The 15,614-nt window shown below is 67.1% G+C and carries 14 protein-coding genes; 3 read left to right on the top strand and 11 right to left on the bottom strand.

The genetic code is table 11. The features are described 5' to 3' along the window. Positions 1-14: 14 nt before the first annotated feature. From PKE80_RS14485 to PKE80_RS14475, 3 genes are all read right to left on the bottom strand, one after another. Complete coding sequence (locus PKE80_RS14485) at positions 15-2,249, bottom strand: TonB-dependent receptor (RefSeq protein WP_271183101.1); 2,235 nt, start codon at positions 2,247-2,249, stop codon at positions 15-17. A gap of 186 nt (positions 2,250-2,435) precedes the next feature. Further along, entirely contained in the window at positions 2,436-3,563 is a 1,128-nt protein-coding gene (locus PKE80_RS14480) for a sigma-54 interaction domain-containing protein (RefSeq protein WP_271183100.1), read from the bottom strand. Positions 3,564-3,650: 87 nt separating this feature from the next. After that, positions 3,651-4,679, bottom strand: coding sequence for an ABC transporter substrate-binding protein (locus PKE80_RS14475; RefSeq protein ID WP_271183099.1), 1,029 nt, complete (start codon positions 4,677-4,679; stop codon positions 3,651-3,653). 243 nt (positions 4,680-4,922) lie between these two features. On the opposite strand from PKE80_RS14475, the gene PKE80_RS14470 reads away from it, so the two are divergent. Continuing rightward, positions 4,923-5,861, top strand: a complete 939-nt coding sequence (locus tag PKE80_RS14470; RefSeq protein ID WP_271183098.1) for an LLM class flavin-dependent oxidoreductase — start codon at positions 4,923-4,925, stop codon at positions 5,859-5,861. A 16-nt stretch (positions 5,862-5,877) separates the two neighbouring features. Next, on the top strand, positions 5,878-7,032 hold the full coding sequence (locus PKE80_RS14465; RefSeq protein WP_271183097.1) for an LLM class flavin-dependent oxidoreductase: 1,155 nt from the start codon (positions 5,878-5,880) through the stop codon (positions 7,030-7,032). 130 nt (positions 7,033-7,162) lie between these two features. Here PKE80_RS14465 and PKE80_RS14460 read toward each other — a convergent pair whose 3' ends face one another. From PKE80_RS14460 to PKE80_RS14440, 5 genes are all read right to left on the bottom strand, one after another. Further along, complete coding sequence (locus tag PKE80_RS14460; RefSeq protein ID WP_271183096.1) at positions 7,163-8,227, bottom strand: ABC transporter substrate-binding protein; 1,065 nt, start codon at positions 8,225-8,227, stop codon at positions 7,163-7,165. Between the two features lie 112 nt (positions 8,228-8,339). Then, complete coding sequence (locus PKE80_RS14455) at positions 8,340-9,191, bottom strand: ABC transporter ATP-binding protein (protein ID WP_271183095.1); 852 nt, start codon at positions 9,189-9,191, stop codon at positions 8,340-8,342. Positions 9,192-9,199: 8 nt separating this feature from the next. Then, positions 9,200-9,970, bottom strand: a complete 771-nt coding sequence (locus PKE80_RS14450; protein WP_271183094.1) for an ABC transporter permease — start codon at positions 9,968-9,970, stop codon at positions 9,200-9,202. Continuing rightward, positions 9,967-10,107, bottom strand: a complete 141-nt coding sequence (locus PKE80_RS14445; RefSeq protein WP_271183093.1) for a hypothetical protein — start codon at positions 10,105-10,107, stop codon at positions 9,967-9,969. The genes PKE80_RS14450 and PKE80_RS14445 overlap by 4 nt, the downstream gene beginning before the upstream one ends. A gap of 51 nt (positions 10,108-10,158) precedes the next feature. Next, positions 10,159-10,731 (bottom strand): ABC transporter permease, encoded by a 573-nt coding sequence (locus PKE80_RS14440; protein WP_271183092.1) that lies wholly within the window; start codon positions 10,729-10,731, stop codon positions 10,159-10,161. Positions 10,732-10,944: 213 nt separating this feature from the next. Here PKE80_RS14440 and PKE80_RS14435 point away from each other — a divergent pair, with 213 nt between their 5' ends. Then, complete coding sequence (locus tag PKE80_RS14435; RefSeq protein ID WP_271183091.1) at positions 10,945-11,274, top strand: DMT family transporter; 330 nt, start codon at positions 10,945-10,947, stop codon at positions 11,272-11,274. A gap of 104 nt (positions 11,275-11,378) precedes the next feature. Here PKE80_RS14435 and PKE80_RS14430 read toward each other — a convergent pair whose 3' ends face one another. The 3 genes from PKE80_RS14430 to PKE80_RS14420 all read right to left on the bottom strand — a co-directional run bounded on the left by PKE80_RS14430 (position 11,379) and on the right by PKE80_RS14420 (position 15,493). After that, entirely contained in the window at positions 11,379-12,125 is a 747-nt protein-coding gene (locus PKE80_RS14430) for a siderophore-interacting protein (RefSeq protein ID WP_271183090.1), read from the bottom strand. Between the two features lie 17 nt (positions 12,126-12,142). Next, a complete protein-coding gene (locus PKE80_RS14425) occupies positions 12,143-12,742 on the bottom strand; it encodes an O-methyltransferase (protein ID WP_271183089.1) in 600 nt (199 codons plus the stop codon). A gap of 165 nt (positions 12,743-12,907) precedes the next feature. Next, positions 12,908-15,493, bottom strand: coding sequence for a TonB-dependent receptor (locus tag PKE80_RS14420; protein ID WP_271183088.1), 2,586 nt, complete (start codon positions 15,491-15,493; stop codon positions 12,908-12,910). Positions 15,494-15,614: the final 121 nt, after the last annotated feature.

The following is a 15,614-nucleotide window of genomic DNA, read 5'->3' as shown; positions in this document are numbered from 1 at the left end:
ATGGGAGCGCGGGATCAGAAGGTCACCGAAACGGCGCCGCCCCACACGCGGGGCTCGATGATGTATTTGATGTAGCCAAAGTTCGCCGAAGGGATGATCGTCGAGGCTGCGTGGCTGTTGGTCACGTTGCGCGCGAAGACGGAGACCCTGATGTCGCTCGGCAGCTGCCAGGCCAGCGAGGCATTTCCCAGCCACTTGGGATCCTGCTCCAGCGGCGCGGCCTGCGTGCCGGCGTTGAAGTAGAGGTGCGAGCGATAGGACCAGTTGGTCTCCGCGACGATCCTATGGCCGCCGCCTACATCGAAGGTGTATTCGCCGCTGACGCTGGCGGTCACGTGCGGCGCGCGGACGAACTGGTTGCCCGAGCAATCGACGCCCGCCTTGCAGTTCGGGAACTCGGTGTACTTGGTGTCGAGCAGGCCGAGCGTGCCAGACAGGCGCAGCGCATCGAACGGCCGCGCGGTCAGGACCGCTTCGGCGCCCTTCGACCAGCCCTTGCCCGCGTTCGACAGCTGGCTGAGCGGCAACTGGATCACCGTGACCTGGATGTTGCTGTAGTCGTTGTAGAACGCCGCGAGATTGGCGGTCAGGCGACCGCCCAGCCATTCGGACTTCAGGCCGACCTCATAGCTCTTGACGTATTCGGGGTTCACCGTCGCCACCTGCGTCTGCAGCGTCGCGCCCGGGTTGAACCCGCCCGAGCGGAAGCCCTTGGCGTAGCGGGCATAGACGTTGAGGCCCGGCGTGAAGTTGTACTTCGCGGTGGCATCATACGTGAACGCGCGCCAGTTGCGCTTTTCGTCCTGCACCGCGCGGGTGGCGATGCGGGTGCCGGTCACCGAATTGCGCGACCAGAACGCCACGGTGTCGAGGAAGGTCAGCGTGCCGGCGCCGCCGGTCGCGGTGCCGATGGTGTCGAGGTCGATCGCCTTGTCTTCCCAAGTGTAACGCCCGCCCAGGATGATCTCGAGATTGTCGAGCGGCTCGTACGTGACATTGGCGAAGAGGCCGTAGCTGTTATTGCTCTGGGTGAACTGCGTGTTCGTCCAGGCTGGGGCGAGGCCAACGGTGTTGGGAAGCACTGCGGTGACCGCCTCGGAATCCAGCTTCTCGTAATAGTAGTGCGCGCCGACGATCCACTTCAGGCGGCCCTCGTCCGGTGAAGCAAGGCGCAGTTCCTGATTGAAGATCTTCGCGTTCAGGCTGCTGTAGGTGTGTGTGCCTTCGTGCGGCACCTGCGTGCCGAGTTCGGAGCGGTGCTTGAACTCGTTGTAGCCGGTGATCGAGGTCAGGTGCAGATCGCCCACGTCCCAGTCGAGGTTGAGCTGGGTGCCGCGCTGGCGCAGATCCTGCCCGCTGTTCCCGAACGAGGAGTTGTTCCTGTAGCCCTGCGCGATCGGGAAACCGGCAGGGTCGGTGGTGCCGAGGCCCTGGTAGATGATGTCGCCGACGTTCTTGTAGTCGCGGTACTGCACGCGCAGCAGGGCCTCGAACGTATCGGTCGGCTTGACGAGCACGGAGAAACGGGCCGCGGCCTCGCGGTTCTTGCCCATCGGGGTGCCGTCGTGCCGGTTCTTCGCGAAGCCGTCGTCATCGCGGAAGTGACCGGCGAAACGCACCGCCACCTTGTCGCTGAGCGGGCCGCCCCATGCCCCTTCGAGCAGCGTGGAGCCATAGCTGCCATATTCGGCGCGGGCATAGCCGCTGGCATCGAAGGCGGGCTTGCGCGAGATGAAGTTGACCGCGCCCGCCGTGGTGTTCTTGCCCCATAGCGTGCCTTGCGGGCCGCTCAGCACCTCTACGCGCTCGAGGTCGAAGATCGGGAAGGCCTGCGCGACGGGAATGCCGACGTAGACTTCGTCCTGATAGATACCGACCGGGCTGGTCTGGCCGTTTCCGGGCACCGAATTGCCGATGCCGCGCAGATACCAGCGCGGCGTCAGGTTGCCGACCGAGGTGTCCGCACTGAAGCTGGGCACGAAGCGCGAGATGTCGCTGGCGCGGGTGATGAGCCGGTCGCGCAGGGCATCGCCGCCCAGTGCCACCACCGATGCGGGCACGTCCTGCACGCTCTGGCTGCGCTTCTGCGCGGTGACGAGGATGACGTCGCTGCCGGATCCGCCCGCGTCCGCTTCCTCGGCATGGGCCGCGCCGGAAAGCGACAGGGCCAGCGAGAGGGCAAGGGCCGATGCACCGGCGCTGCCGGTGCCGCGCGGGGAAGTGAAGGTCTTGGGGCCCCTGGATGCCATGGCGTGCATTGTCCTTGTCTGCGAACCGGAAACGATGTGTTCGCGGACAGGCAGAGCAAACGGCGTGCCAAGGACGCAAAATGCCGTTCTGTCAGGGGTTTGATACGGCCGGACGGCAGCCGATGTTCAGATCGACGCACCGGCTGCGCGAATTTCGATGCGGGAATGCGCCATTGGGCGCACGTTTCAGATGAGGCCGAAGTTCTTCAGGTGCGTGCGCAGCACGCTGCGGGTCACGCCCAGCGCGGCGGCGGTGCGGATCTGGTTGCCCTCGTACCGCGAGAAGGCGGTGCGCACGACGCTCTCGATCGTGCGGTCGAGCAGGGCGCCCTGCTTCTCCTCGAGAAAGCGCGCGACCAGCGGGGTAAGGCGATCTTCCATGATGGCCTGGTCGGCCGCCGCCGCAGGCAATTCTGCGGACGGTTCCTCAGGGGCGACGCGGATCGTCTGCGGCCGGGCATCGAGGGCATGGAGCGCGAGGTCATCGGCGGTGATCTGGCCGTCGATGCAGGTCAGGGTCGCGCGCAGGATCGCGTTTTCCAGCTCGCGGATGTTACCGGGCCAGGGATGGGAGAACAGTGCTTCCTCTGCCCCGGCGGTCAGTTCCAGTCGCCCCGCGCCGATCTTTGTCCCGTACAGTTCGAGGAAGTGCCGGGCCAGTGGCAGGATGTCCGCCCGCCGTTCACGCAAGGGCAGGATCGGCAGGGCGACGACGTTGAGACGATAGAACAGGTCTTCGCGGAAACGCCCTTCGGAGACGGCGCGGGCGAGGTCCAGGTTGGTCGCCGCGATCAGCCGCACGTCGAGCGCGACGGGTTTGCGCGAGCCGAGCCGGACCACCTCGCGCTCCTGCAGGATGCGCAGCAGCTTGACCTGCAGCGACTGCGGCAGGTCGCCTACTTCGTCGAGGAACAGGGTGCCGCCGTTCGCCGCCTCGAACCAGCCGGGGCGGGCGTCCATGGCGCCGGTGAAGGCGCCGCGTTCATGCCCGAACAGTTCCGATTCGATCAGGCTTTCGGAGAAGGCGCCGCAATTGACGGCGATGAAAGGGCCGCTGCGGCGATCGCTCAGCGCATGAACGTAGCGGGCGACCAGTTCCTTGCCGGTGCCGGTTTCCCCGGTGACGAGCACGGTGGCCTCGCTGGGCGCGGTGCGCTCGATCAGCGGCACCATCGCCCGCGAGCGAGGATCGGAAAACACGAAAGCCCGCGCGCGGATCGCCGGGATCGCAGGATTCGCGGAGTCGAGCGACAGGATCGTCCTGCCGCTGCCTCGCCCTGCCGGAGCTTCCGACCGGTGTTTCGCTAACGCCATGGTTCGTGCCTCCTCGCCGCGCACTGTGCCATCGACTCATTGTCTATAGAAATAGTAGAGAATACGACCGACTGGCAAGCGTTACCTTCAGGCGGCGCGGTCGAGCGCCCTCAGCGCCAGTGCGGCGGCGAGCGGGCGGGCGTCCACCCAGGCATCGACGTCCACCGAATTTTCGAGGAAGCCGTGCAGTCGCAGGAAGCGCTCCTGCACGCGCAGCATGTCGATCCGCTCGGCGGAAAGGTCGGGGTGCAGCGCGCGGTGGAAGCCGTCGCGATAGGCGGCCTCGACGCCGACCGGCCCCGCGAAAGTCTCGCGCTCCAGGATGTGCTTCAGTTCCACCGGATGCCCGGCGGCCCAGTCGGCGGCGCGCAGCGTCTGGTGAAGGAAGCGCACCACGAGGTCGAAATGCGCCTCGATCATGTGGCGATGGGTGACGATCGGACGCGGGGTGCCGTTGTTCACCCGCGTCATGCGGCTGGGATAGGCGTCGAGGTCGATGCCCACTTCGAGCCCTAGCGCCATCGCGGCTTCGGCGGCGGCGGCGCCCTTGACGTAGACCGCGTCCACCCGCCCTTCGGCCAGCGCCTGAAGGCCCGACCACATGCGCTGCATCATCTGCGGTTCGGAGAAGTCCACTTGCGGCGTCGGCACGTCCACCAGCGTCACGTCCTCCAGTTCGAGCCCGGCCAGCCGCAGCGCGTTCTTGATCCCGTGCAGCGACATGCCGCGCACGACCGAGGCGCCCCGCGTCGAGACGTAGCCCGGCAGGGCGAAACGCAGCCCCTTGAGGTGCGCGGGATCGAGCACCTGTTCGCCGGGGCGCACCATGATCGCCTGTCGCTCGTCGATCCAGGTCAGGCCGATCACCCGCGTTTCCGCGCCCAGCGCCCGCGCCGCGAGGGCGGGGATGTTGCCGCCCTCGCGAAACAGCGCCCGCGTCATGTCGTGATGGTCATGCTCGACCACGCGCAGACGGTCCTCGCGCAGCCAGTTCACGGCGATGCCGTCCCGTCCGAAATCGGCGTCGAGCCAGCCCAGCGACCAGGCGATGCTCGATGCGGCGGGCACCGGCGAGCGCACCAGCCAGATCCGATTGAGTTCCCCAGTCCCCGTCACGCTCACCGCACCGCATCTCCGTTCGTTCGCCGGCCTGAAAGCAAAGGCCGTGCCAGCGCCGGGCCATGGCGCGATTGAGCGGTTCCGGCCGCTCGCGTGTCCAGATCGCGACGCTGCGCTGCGCAGAATTGCGCAGCAGGGCGGCACGCAGGAACCGAGGCGCGGGAAGCGCCGTGGTTTGCCGAGCATGGCACGGTCCATGCTTCGGAGAAACCGCAATATCTCGATCGAAGGGAGCCACCGATGGCACTGCGTTTCTACTGGCACTTGTCGAGCACTGCGGCGGCCGACCGCCGCCGCGCCGAATGGGGCGATGGTGACCGGCCCTGGGTTCCGGCCCGTGATGCCGGCAGCCGCCGCCTCCAGATCAATCACTACGACTATCTCACGCAGGTTGCGCGCGCGGCGGAGCTGACCGGCTTCGACGGTATCGTCATCCCCGACGAGCCCGAGGGCGAAGAGCCGTGGATCGTCACCGGCAACCTGCTGCGGGAGACGCGGCGGGTGCAACTGGTCACTGCCGTCGCGCCGGGGTCTGCCTCGGGTGTCTACCACGCCAAGATGGCGGCGAGCGTGCAGCGCTTCTCGGGCGACCGGCAGGGCTGGCTGATCGACCCGCGCCAGGGGCCGGAAGCCGGGGACGCCATCGACGAGGCCGAAGTGCCCGCGCGCGCCGGCGAACTGTTGACGCTGCTGGACGGCGTCTGGGGCGACGGCCCGTTCGATCAGGAGGGCCGCCACTTCGTCGTCGAGAAGGGTGGTTTCGGCGATCTCGTACGAGGGCGGCGGCGCCCACCGGTATGGCTGCGCGCATCGCAGGCGCCCGATGCGGACCTGCTCGCCCATGCCGAAGTGCTGCTGCTCGATACACGCCTGTCGATCGAGGCACTTGGCGATTTCGTGTCGGGCGCGCGTGATGCCTACCCGAACTTGCGCATCGCCGCGCGGATACCGCTGCTCGCCCGCGCTGAAGCGGCCGACGTCGCGGTGGAGCGCGGGCGGACGGCGCCCTCGGCCGATACGCTGGTCGGCACGTACGATGAGGTCGCCGCGACGCTCGCGGACCTCGAACGGGCGGGCCTCGATATCGCCGTGCTGTCGGCCACCAACCAGATTCACGAAGTCCACGTCGCGGGCGAGCAGGTCATCGGCCGCGTGCGGGCAGCGGCGATCGCCGCCTGAAGGAAAGGGCAACGACATGAGCATCGATTTCTACTGGCGCATCCCCACGCATGGATGCAGCAGCTCGATCCGCGAGCGCAGCTTCAACCGGGGAGACTGGTCGCCGCTGGCCCCCGGCAACCAGACGCCGGGGCTGGTGGACGGCGGGCCCGACGGGACCAGCTACCTCGACCACATGGCCGAGATCGCGCGCGCGGCGGAGATTTCCGGTTTCGTCGGCGGGCTGCTGCCCTCGTTCCCGATGACCGACGACCCCTGGGTGATCTCAGCCGCGCTTGCGCGGGCGACCAAGGCCTTCCGCTTCATGATCGCGTTCCAGCCGGGATTCCTCAGCCCCGTGCGCGCCGCGCGCATGTCCGCCAGCCTGCAACGGGCGACCAATGGGCGGGTGGTCTACAACATCATCACCGGTGGCGGCGGTCCGGCGCAGCGCTGGTGGGGCGACCCCTTCGACCACGACGATCGCTACGGCCGCACCACCGAGTTCCTCGACGTGATGAAGGGCGTGTGGAAGGACGGCCCCTATACGCACAAGGGCCGCTTCTACGAGGTCGACAACGGCGCCCTGCCGCCGGCGCTGGCGCAGGAGGATCTGCCGACGATCTACTTCTCCGGTTCGTCCGAGGCGGCGTTGCAGTCGGCCGCGCGCCACGCCGATTATTACCTCTCGTGGCTGGAGCCGTTCGGGCAACTGGCGCAGAAGTTCGATCAGGTGAAGGCGCGCACCGCCGAACTCGGCCGCGCCATCAAGTGCGCGATCCGCGTCGAAGTCGTCGCCCGGCCCACCGAAGAGGAAGCCTGGCGCGAGATCGAACTGGGCTTCGCCAATGTAAAGGCCGCCAGCCGTAACGAGTTCGGCGAGCGGCGCGGGGACTCGGTGGGCGTGCAGCGCCTGGCCGGGCTGGGCGTGGCCGACGCGCGGGACTGGCGCGACCTTATCGTCTCGCCCAATGTCTGGGGCGGGTTCAGCCTGCTGCGCCCCGGTCCGGCGCTGGGCATCGTCGGCAGTTACGAGAACGTCGCGGCGCGGCTGGACGAACTGATCGGGCTGGGCGCGGATTCCTTCATCCTCGCCGCCACGCCGCATCTGGAAGAGGCTTACCGGGTGGGCGAGGAAGTGCTGCCGTTGCTGGGGCACCGGGCGGTGCAGCGGCTGGAGGCGGCGGAGTAGGCGAAAAAGAGCCCGGCGATTTTCGCCGGGCCTTGTTGTGTGTCACCCTCGTCATTGCGAGCGAAGCAATCCAGGGCGGTTTAATGCTGCCTTGGATTGCTTCGCTTCGCTCGCAATGACGAACGGGGCCTCAGCGCGGCTCGGTCCACCAGCCTTCGAGCTTCAGGTCGCGGATCGCCTTGTCGACATAGCTACGGTCGATCAGGTGCGAGACGTCCACCTTGCTGCGCGTCAGCCCGGTCTGCGCGGCGTAGTCAGCCACGAAGTCGAAGTGATCCTGTATTTCGCGGCCCGGCAGCGGGGAATAGCGCTGGCGCCACGGAAGCTGGTTGTTTTCGGCGTCCCGGATGACCGCTTTGAGCGGTGTGCCGCCCAGCGTTCCCCACGACAGCACGGTATCGCGGTGCTTCTCCTCGCTCGACCAGCGTGCCTGCCGCACGAAGGCATTGACGACGATCTGGACGATGTCGGGGTGCGCGTCGATGAAGTCCTTTCGCGCGAACGTTCCGGCGACCATCTTCCAGCTTTCCGGTGCATCCTTGGTGGACCACAGGACGCGGGCGAGGCCCTTTTCCTCCAGCACGTAGGGTTCGGCCTGAATCAGCACGATGGCATCGACTTTGCCGCCGGTCAGCGCGGCCTGTCCGGCGACGGCATTGACGTTGATGATCTTGAAGTCATCCAGCGTCATGCCCTGCGACTGGACGTAGCGCGCGAAGCCCGCCTCCCATGGCCGTCCGCGATGGAGCGCGATGCGCTTGCCCTTGAGGTCACGCAAGGTGCGTGCGGGCGAGTCCCGGCCCACCGCGAGGTAGATGTTCGAACCCGCGCGGCTGGGGACCACCAGCTTGAGGTTCACGCCGCCCGCCATCGCGATCACCGAGGGTAGGTCGCCATAGGCCGCCATGTCGATGGTCCTCGCCGCGAAGCCCTCGTTCACCACCGGCCCGCCGACGGAAGGCGGCACCGGCACCCAGCGGGCCTTCCAGCCCTTCTTCGCCAGTTCGGCGTCGAGCCAGCCGTCCTTCTGGATCTGGGCGAGGCCGCCGATGAATTCGTTCGCGCCGTTCTTCGGCGAGACGATTCCGGCGATGTCGACGACTTTTTCCGCCGGCTCGCCGCTTTCGGAGGAGCAGGCGCCCAGCAATGCGAGGGCGGGTAGCAGCAGGGCCAGGAACGTGCGGCCTTTGGTCATGGATAACTCCGGGTCAGGGTGGTGCGGGATCCTTCGACAAGCTCAGGATGAGCGGAGGTGGGGTAAACTTCCCAATTCCGCTCAGGCTGAGCTTGTCGAAGCCCAATGGCCATCAGCTACGGGTTCGCGCCGGGAACGAGACGAGCGTGCCGTCCTCCTCGCGCGGTTCGCGGGTGAGTTCGCCGAGGATCTCGTCCTTGAGGCGGTGCAGCAGGGGCGAGGCGCGGTCGCGCGGGTGGGGCAGGTCGACGTCCACCACGCGGGCGATGCGGCCCGGGCGCGGCGACATGACGACCACCCGGTCGCCGAGGAACAGCGCCTCGTCGACGTCGTGCGTCACCATGATCATGGTGGTGCCCGCCTCCATCCAGATGCGCTGAAGTTCGGCCTGGACCTTGACGCGGGTGAGTGCGTCGAGCGCGCCCAGCGGCTCGTCCAGCGCCAGCACCCTGGGTTCGTTGACCAGCGCGCGGGCGATCGCGGCGCGCTGGGCCATGCCGCCCGAAAGCTGGTGCGGATAGGCCTCGCCGAAGTCGGACAGGCCGACCAGCGCGAGGTGCTCGGCGATCAGGCGCTCGCGCCGTTCCTTCGGCAGTTTCTGCTTGAGCAGCGCCACCTCAACGTTCTTTGACACCGTCATCCACGGGAACAGGCGGTGGTCCTGGAACACGAGGCCGCGTTCCAGCCCGGTGCCCGCGACGCGGGTGTCGTCCAGCCGGATTTCGCCGTCGTAGTCGGTGTCGAGGCCGACGATCAGGCGCAGCAGCGTGGACTTGCCGCAGCCGGAGGGGCCGACGATGCTGACGAATTCGCCGGGCCGGATCGACAGGTTGATATCGTCCAGCACGGTCATCGATTTGCCTGACATCGCGTAGCGCTTGGACAGGCCGGTGATGCGCACGGCGCCGGTGCGGGATGGTCCGGTGGTCCCGGCTGGTTCGCGCAAGTGTCGAGGGTCGGTCATGGCTTGTCCTAGTTTCCGGGGGCGGGCTGCCAGCGCAGCAGGCGGGCGCGCAGCAGGGCGAACAGCTGGTTGAGGGCAAAGCCCATCACGCCGACACAGGCGACGCAGACGAGCACCACGTCGGTCCGCGCGGCGACCTGCGCGGCCATCATCTCGGTGCCGAGGCCAGCGGTGGCGCTGAACAGCAACTCGACGCCGATCGTGGCGATCCACGCGAAGGCCAGCGCCTGCGAAATGCCGGTGAAGACCAGCGGCAGCGCGCTGGGCCAGGCGATCAGGCGCAGCGACTGCAGGCGGGTGAAGCCGTAGAGGCGGCCCACTTCGGCCAGCTTGCCCTCGACCGCCTGCATGCCCTTCTGGGTGTTGAGGACGGTCGGATAGAAGGCCGAGAGCGAGACGAGCAGCAGTTTGGCGCCGTCGCCGTTGCCGAACCACAGCGCCACCAGCGGCAGCCAGCCGAGGATCGGCACCTGCCGCATGGTCGTCACGATCGGCCCGGCGGTTCGGTCGAACGGCCGCCACAGGCCCATGGCTATCCCGGTGGCGATGCCGATCGAGCCGCCGATCAGCAGCGCCGTCAGCGCGCGCTGGAGGCTGGCCCCGGCGTGAAGCAGCAACCGCCCATCGAGCAGCATCTCCACCAAGCTGCGCGCGACCTGTTCCAGCGGTGCGAAGGCATAAGCATGGCCCGCGCCCTGCCGCGATTCCCACTCCCACCAGCCGAGCACCAGCGCCGGGAACAGCAGGGCGAGCGAAACGGATCGCAGGCGCAGGCTCATGTCGCGGTTCTCCAGCGGCTCAGGTGGCGTTCGAGCCGGACCATCGAAGCGTCGAGCAGGAAGCCGATCAGCCCGGCGACGATGACGCCGCACAGCACGACGTCGATCTGGAACAGCTGGCGGCCCATCTCCATCATCTGGCCGAGCCCGCTGTCGGCCGCGAGCAGTTCGGCGGCGACCAGCGAAAGTCAGCCGCGCGTCAGGCCCAGTCGCAGTCCGGTAAGTACTTGCGGCATCGTCGCGGGCAGGATCACCCGGGCGAGGAAGGGGGCCAGCGGCATGCGATAGAGCCGGGCGACTTCGCGGTGGCTGGCGGGAATGTCGCGCACCGCGTCATGCGTGGCGAGGGCGGAGGGGAAGAAGCTCGCCACCGCGACGATGACGATCTTGAAGCTGTCCTCCACGTCGAAGAACAGGATCAGCAGCGGGATGAAGGCGATCGTCGGCACCTGCCGAATGCAGGTGAACGTGGGCCAGAGCAGGCGGTGCACATTGCGCGAAAGCGCCATCGCGACGCCGGTGGAAACGCCGACGACGCTACCCGTCAGGAACCCGCAGCCGAGGCGGTAGAGGCTGGCCGAAAGGTGGCGTTCCAGCTCGCCGCTGGATGCCATCGCCAGCAGGGTGGCGCCGATCTGTTCGAGCGGGACGAGCACTTGCCTGGGCCAGATGCCGGTCAACGCGGCGATTTCCCATAGAACCAGCAGGCCGAGCACCGGCGCCAGTCTGATTGCGGCTTTCCCTGGGCTTGGTCTGTGCACTGCGAAAGGTACTCCCGGTGCCGGTGCGGCGCTTGTTCACTTCCGGTCCCATTCAGCAAGGTCCATGCCAGACACCGCAAACCGGCTGTGCGGGCGGACCTGAATGGTGGAGCACGGCCATGCTGTCGAAATCTGCGCAGCGGCTGCATCGAAACCGCCAGAGCCGGGGCAATCAGGTTGTCAGCACGCGCCGGGGGGCATAGGCCCGCAGGCATGAACTGGCTCTACCTTGTCGGCGCCATCGGCTTCGAAATCATCGCCACGTCCGCGCTCAAGGCGACGGATGGCTTCACCCGCGTGGTGCCCACCGCCGTGACGGTGGCATGCTACGTCGCGGCGTTCTTCTGTCTTTCGGTGGCGCTGCGCACGATCCCGATGGGGGTGGCCTATGCGATCTGGTCGGGCGTGGGGATCGTCGCGATCTCGGTGATCGGGCTGGTGGTCTACCGCCAGCAGCTGGACGCCCCGGCGCTGGCGGGGATCGCGCTGATCCTGGCGGGCACGCTCGTCATCAACCTGTTTTCAAAAGCGGCCGGGCACTGAAAGTTTGATCGACTGACGTGGATGCGGCACCGGCCGCTGCTTCTGCGGGGCAGAAGCAAGCCCGCACCCGCGCAAGTCTGCGCGGGTGCGGCGGAACGCATCGCTCAATCCTCGATCCGCCCGTGCGAGTCCGCTTCGCCCTTGCGCCAGTAGCCGGCGGCCTTCGACCATTCGCGCGGGTGGCCGCGTTCGGTGACGAGGTGGTCGCGCACCGCGCGCGCCACGGTGGTTTCCCCTGCGATCCAGACGAAGCCATCGCCCTCGGGCAGCGCGATGTTGCGCAGCACGGCGAGCAGCGCGGCGGGATCATCGGCGCTTCGTGCGGGACGGTGAGCCCAGATCGGCACGAGCCGGGCGGCGGTCTCGAAGTGCTGTTCCTCCTCGGGGCCGGTCACCGCGACGACGCTGATGACGTGCGCGCCTTCGGGCAGTTCCTCGATCCGGCGGCCGATCGCCGGAAGCGCCGTCTCGTCGCCGACGAGAAGCCACCAGTCGAAAGTGGGCGACATCACGGCCGAACCGCGCGGCCCGCCGATTTCGAGGGCATCGCCGGGTTCCGCGTCGATCGCCCAGCGGGTTGCCGGGCCGGCGTCGTGGACGGCGAAATCGAGTGTGAGGGTGCGTGCCTCGCGATCGTAGGCGCGCGGGGTGTAGTCGCGCCGCTGCTCGCCGCCGTCTCCGGCAGGGAGGAACAGCTTGACGTGGTCGTCTGCGCCGAGGCTGACGAAATCGGCGAGGTCCTCGCCTTCCACGACGATCCGGATCATGTTCGGCGTGATGCTGGTCTTGTCGCGCACGGTGAGGTGGCGACGGCGCGTTTCGTGCCGGTGGCGGGTGATTTCATGCTTCATCGGGATAGCTCCTGGATTCAGGCGGGCGCATAGCGGCTGACTTCGATCCCGGTGCCCACGGGCAGCAGGATGCTCGTCACGCCGGGTTTGGCGCGCACGGCCTCGACATAGGCGCGGGCGTTATCGCCGCCCGGCCGGATGATGTTGTCGGCGACGATCACCGCGCCCGGCGCCAGCCTGGGATAGAAGGCGTCGAGGGCGGGTACGTAGAGGTCTTTCCACAAGTCGAGCAGGACGAAGTCGATCGGTTCGTCGATCGCCGCGATCAGTTGCAGTGCGTCGCCGACGCGGAAGTCGATGTATTCGGCAAGTCCCGCCGCCGCCGCCTGCTCGCGGGCGTGGGCGGACTTGTAGTCCTGCAGTTCCAGCGTGATGACCTTGCCGCCCGAGGCGCGCGCCGCCTCGGCCAGCCAGATGCCGGAATAGCCGTAGGACGTGCCGATCTCCAGGATCGTGGGCGCATCGAGGCTGCGCGCGATCAGGTTGATGAGCCGCCCGGTGTCCGGCCCGACGGCGAGAAGCCGGTCGTCCCTGGACCCGGGCGTGAAGGGCTGCGTGCGTTCGTGCGCGATGCGGGCGTGATAGCCTTCCAGCACCGCGCTGACTTTATCGTCCATGTCCTGTCCTTGATCGACGGCGTCCCGTTTCATGTCCGGGGACTCGGTGAGTGCCTTGCCGTCTCAGGATAAGGATGGATAAGCGTCAATCAAGATATATCTTAAAAGTAATTTGTATCGCTTGGTATCACGCCCGTCCCGCTACCGGGACGGGGCGTTTCGCCGTCAGAAGTTGAAGCCGAACTGCGCCGTGATCGAGCGCCCGCGCGTGGGCTGCAGGAAGGTGTTGGTCGAGCCTGTCAGGCCGCTCACGAAGTTCAGCTGGTCGGTCAGGTTCTGCACCTGGATCTGCGCGTTCCAGCGCGGCTGGCGGTAGAACAGGCCAAGGTCGAGGTTGTAGCTGGTGGGGATGCGCACCGTCTTGCTGAGGTTGAGATACCACGGGCTCGTCAGCCAGCCCGACAGTTCCGCGCCGAAGCCCGAAGGGTGGCGCCAGTCGAGGTAGCCGCTGAGGTTGTACTTGGGGATCTGCACCGCGTCGAAGCGGCCCGCCGGCAGTTGGTTGAGGACGTTGCTGTCGCTGAACACCGTTCCGTTGTCCGCCACGAAGCCGCGTGGGGCGAAACCGGCCTGCGAGGTGTATTCGTTGTAGGCGGACAGGTAGTTGAAGTTCAGCCCGGTGCGCCAGGCTTCGCTCGGCTGGTAGCGCAGGGTGGTCTCGATGCCCTTCACCTTGAGGCGGGCGATGTTGTTGAACTGGTCGGGGCTCTGGTCGCGCGCCTGCTTGAAGCCGGAGAGGGTCACGAACAGCTGGCCCGCGATCGGCTCGGCCTTGATGCCGACTTCGTAAAGTTCGCTCAGGCTTTTGAACTGCAACGGGTTGAGCAGGTTCGCCGCCGCGCCGCTGCCCCAGGTGAGCCCGTTGGAGAACAGGCCGGTGTTGATCGCGATCGAGCGGTCGTACGTGAAGTAGATCGTCGAGCTTGCGGTCGGCTTGACGTAAGGGCTGACCTGCACCGAATAGAGCGTGTAGTCGCCGTCGTCCTTGCGCTCGCTGGCGCCGGGCAGCGGGAAGGGGTTCCTGATCGAGGCATCGACCCAGCTGCGGCTGCCGCCCACGTTCAGCCCCGCGAAGTCGCCGAACTTGAGGTTGTGCTGGGTGAAGGCGGTGATCGTCGTCCAGGCCGTCTGCGAGGTATAGGCGGCGACCGATTCCGCGTAGAGACCGTTGCCTGCGTAATACATCGGCGGCAGGCTCAGCCAGCCGAAGTAGTTGGAATACTGCGGCTGGCCCGCCGTGCCGATCCACGCCGCGTTGCCGCCGTTGGGATTGGCGGTGGTTATGCCCAGCAGGTCGCCCGGGTTCTTGGTCGAGGGATCGAGCGTCAGGTCGTAGGCGTAGATGCTCGTGCCGAAGCTGTTGTTCGCCGAGATCGAGCGGTTGGTCTCGCGCCGGTAGATCACGCCGGTATTGCTGTCGTCGACGATGCCGCCGCCGAACTCGAAGCTGTGGCGCACCTCGAGGCGGTTGTCGAAGATTCGGTCGCGCGACTGCACCTGGAACGATCCGGTGGCGTCGGTGGTGTCGCTGGAGCGCTCGTAGAACGTGCTGTTGACCAAGCTGGTGTGCTCGCCGACGTCCCAGTTCAGCTTGAGCTGCGCGGTAAAGCGCCTGGAGGTGTTCTGGTCCTCCGCGCGCTGCGAGCGCTGGCGGGAGATCTTCGTCAGTTCGTTGCCTTCCAGCGTCGGGTCGTAGACCCAGCCGCGCACGGTGCCGGGGCTCGTCTGGGTGTTGGGCGAGGCGGTCTGGAACGTGCCATCGACGACCACGTACTGGCCCGCGGAATTGCGCGCGCGCTGCACCCAGCCGGTGGTGGCGGAATTCGCGTCACCCGAGGCGAAGACCGGCGACCAATAGGTCGAGCCGTTCTGGATGATCGGCGTCGCCCGGCCCGCGTAATAGAGGCCGTCGTCCACCAGCGACTGCGTCGCGCGGTTCCAGCCGTGCGTGACGTTCCAGTCGTAATAGTTGTCGTAAGAGGCGTTGAGGTCGGCGCGGAAGTTGCTGGCGGGCTTCCATGCCAGCGCGCCGTAAAAGGCGTAGAAGTTGTTCTTCACTTTGTCGTAGTAGTCGTCCTGCTTCTGCACCGTGATGCTGGTGCGGTAAGCCAGGGTGTCGCTGATCGGTGCGGTATCGTCGCCGGTCACGGTGAAGCCGAACTTCGACTTGCCGTCCGGAATGATCGAGCCGATGCGCGTCGTCAGGCTGGAGCGGCGCTGGTCGAAGTCCGGCTTCTTGGTCAGGTAGTTGATATAGCCGCCGCTGCCCGTCACCGAACCGAAGATCACCGAAGAGGGACCGGCGACGATGTCCGCGCCTTCGTAGGCGTTGAAGTTCGCCGGGTGGCGTACAGCATAGCCGCGCTGGCCGTCCTGGAACACTTCGGAGCCTTGCGCGCGCAAGGTCGGAACGATCCCTGCGTTCTGCCCGCCGCCGCGCGTGATGCCCGGCGCGTACTTGGCGAGATCGTCGGAGCTGGTGATGATGTCCTTGGTGAGCTGCTCGGTATTGATCTGGGTGACCGAGCGCGGCGTGTTCAGCAGCGTCTCGCCGGTGCCGTAGATCGAAGTCGGCGCGCGGCTCGAAAGGATCGAGGTTTCCTTGTTCAGGCGCTCGCCGTTGACGGTGATCGCGTCCCCGTCCCTGTCTGCGGTTTCGGCGGCCGCCTCCTCGGCGGTCTCGGCATGGGCGGTGGCGGTGAACGCCAGCGACAGGGCGCTGGCGGCGATAAGGTACTTGGTGACGCGCATGGGATGCTCCTGCTTCGACCCGGCAATTCGGTCTCTTGCGGCCGGTGTCTTCAAGGCGGAGCCGAAACCCTCATGCGGACCCCCCGGTGCGGCCGCTCCACCCTTACAGGCTGCTAAGCAA

It is taken from the genome of Novosphingobium resinovorum (genome assembly GCF_027922145.1).
GTDB classification, from domain to species: domain Bacteria; phylum Pseudomonadota; class Alphaproteobacteria; order Sphingomonadales; family Sphingomonadaceae; genus Novosphingobium; species Novosphingobium resinovorum.
Note: the sequence above shows the minus strand (reverse complement) of the source record. Positions and strands in the feature narration are given on the sequence as shown.

Coding starts and splice junctions, on each gene's coding strand:
- PKE80_RS14485 (WP_271183101.1), bottom strand. CDS start 2,249: ATGGCATCCAGGGGCCCCAAGACCTTCACTTCCCCGCGCGGCACCGGC.
- PKE80_RS14480 (WP_271183100.1), bottom strand. CDS start 3,563: ATGGCGTTAGCGAAACACCGGTCGGAAGCTCCGGCAGGGCGAGGCAGC.
- PKE80_RS14470 (WP_271183098.1), top strand. CDS start 4,923: ATGGCACTGCGTTTCTACTGGCACTTGTCGAGCACTGCGGCGGCCGAC.
- PKE80_RS14465 (WP_271183097.1), top strand. CDS start 5,878: ATGAGCATCGATTTCTACTGGCGCATCCCCACGCATGGATGCAGCAGC.
- PKE80_RS14460 (WP_271183096.1), bottom strand. CDS start 8,227: ATGACCAAAGGCCGCACGTTCCTGGCCCTGCTGCTACCCGCCCTCGCA.
- PKE80_RS14455 (WP_271183095.1), bottom strand. CDS start 9,191: ATGACCGACCCTCGACACTTGCGCGAACCAGCCGGGACCACCGGACCA.
- PKE80_RS14450 (WP_271183094.1), bottom strand. CDS start 9,970: ATGAGCCTGCGCCTGCGATCCGTTTCGCTCGCCCTGCTGTTCCCGGCG.
- PKE80_RS14445 (WP_271183093.1), bottom strand. CDS start 10,107: ATGATGGAGATGGGCCGCCAGCTGTTCCAGATCGACGTCGTGCTGTGC.
- PKE80_RS14435 (WP_271183091.1), top strand. CDS start 10,945: ATGAACTGGCTCTACCTTGTCGGCGCCATCGGCTTCGAAATCATCGCC.
- PKE80_RS14430 (WP_271183090.1), bottom strand. CDS start 12,125: ATGAAGCATGAAATCACCCGCCACCGGCACGAAACGCGCCGTCGCCAC.
- PKE80_RS14425 (WP_271183089.1), bottom strand. CDS start 12,742: ATGGACGATAAAGTCAGCGCGGTGCTGGAAGGCTATCACGCCCGCATC.
- PKE80_RS14420 (WP_271183088.1), bottom strand. CDS start 15,493: ATGCGCGTCACCAAGTACCTTATCGCCGCCAGCGCCCTGTCGCTGGCG.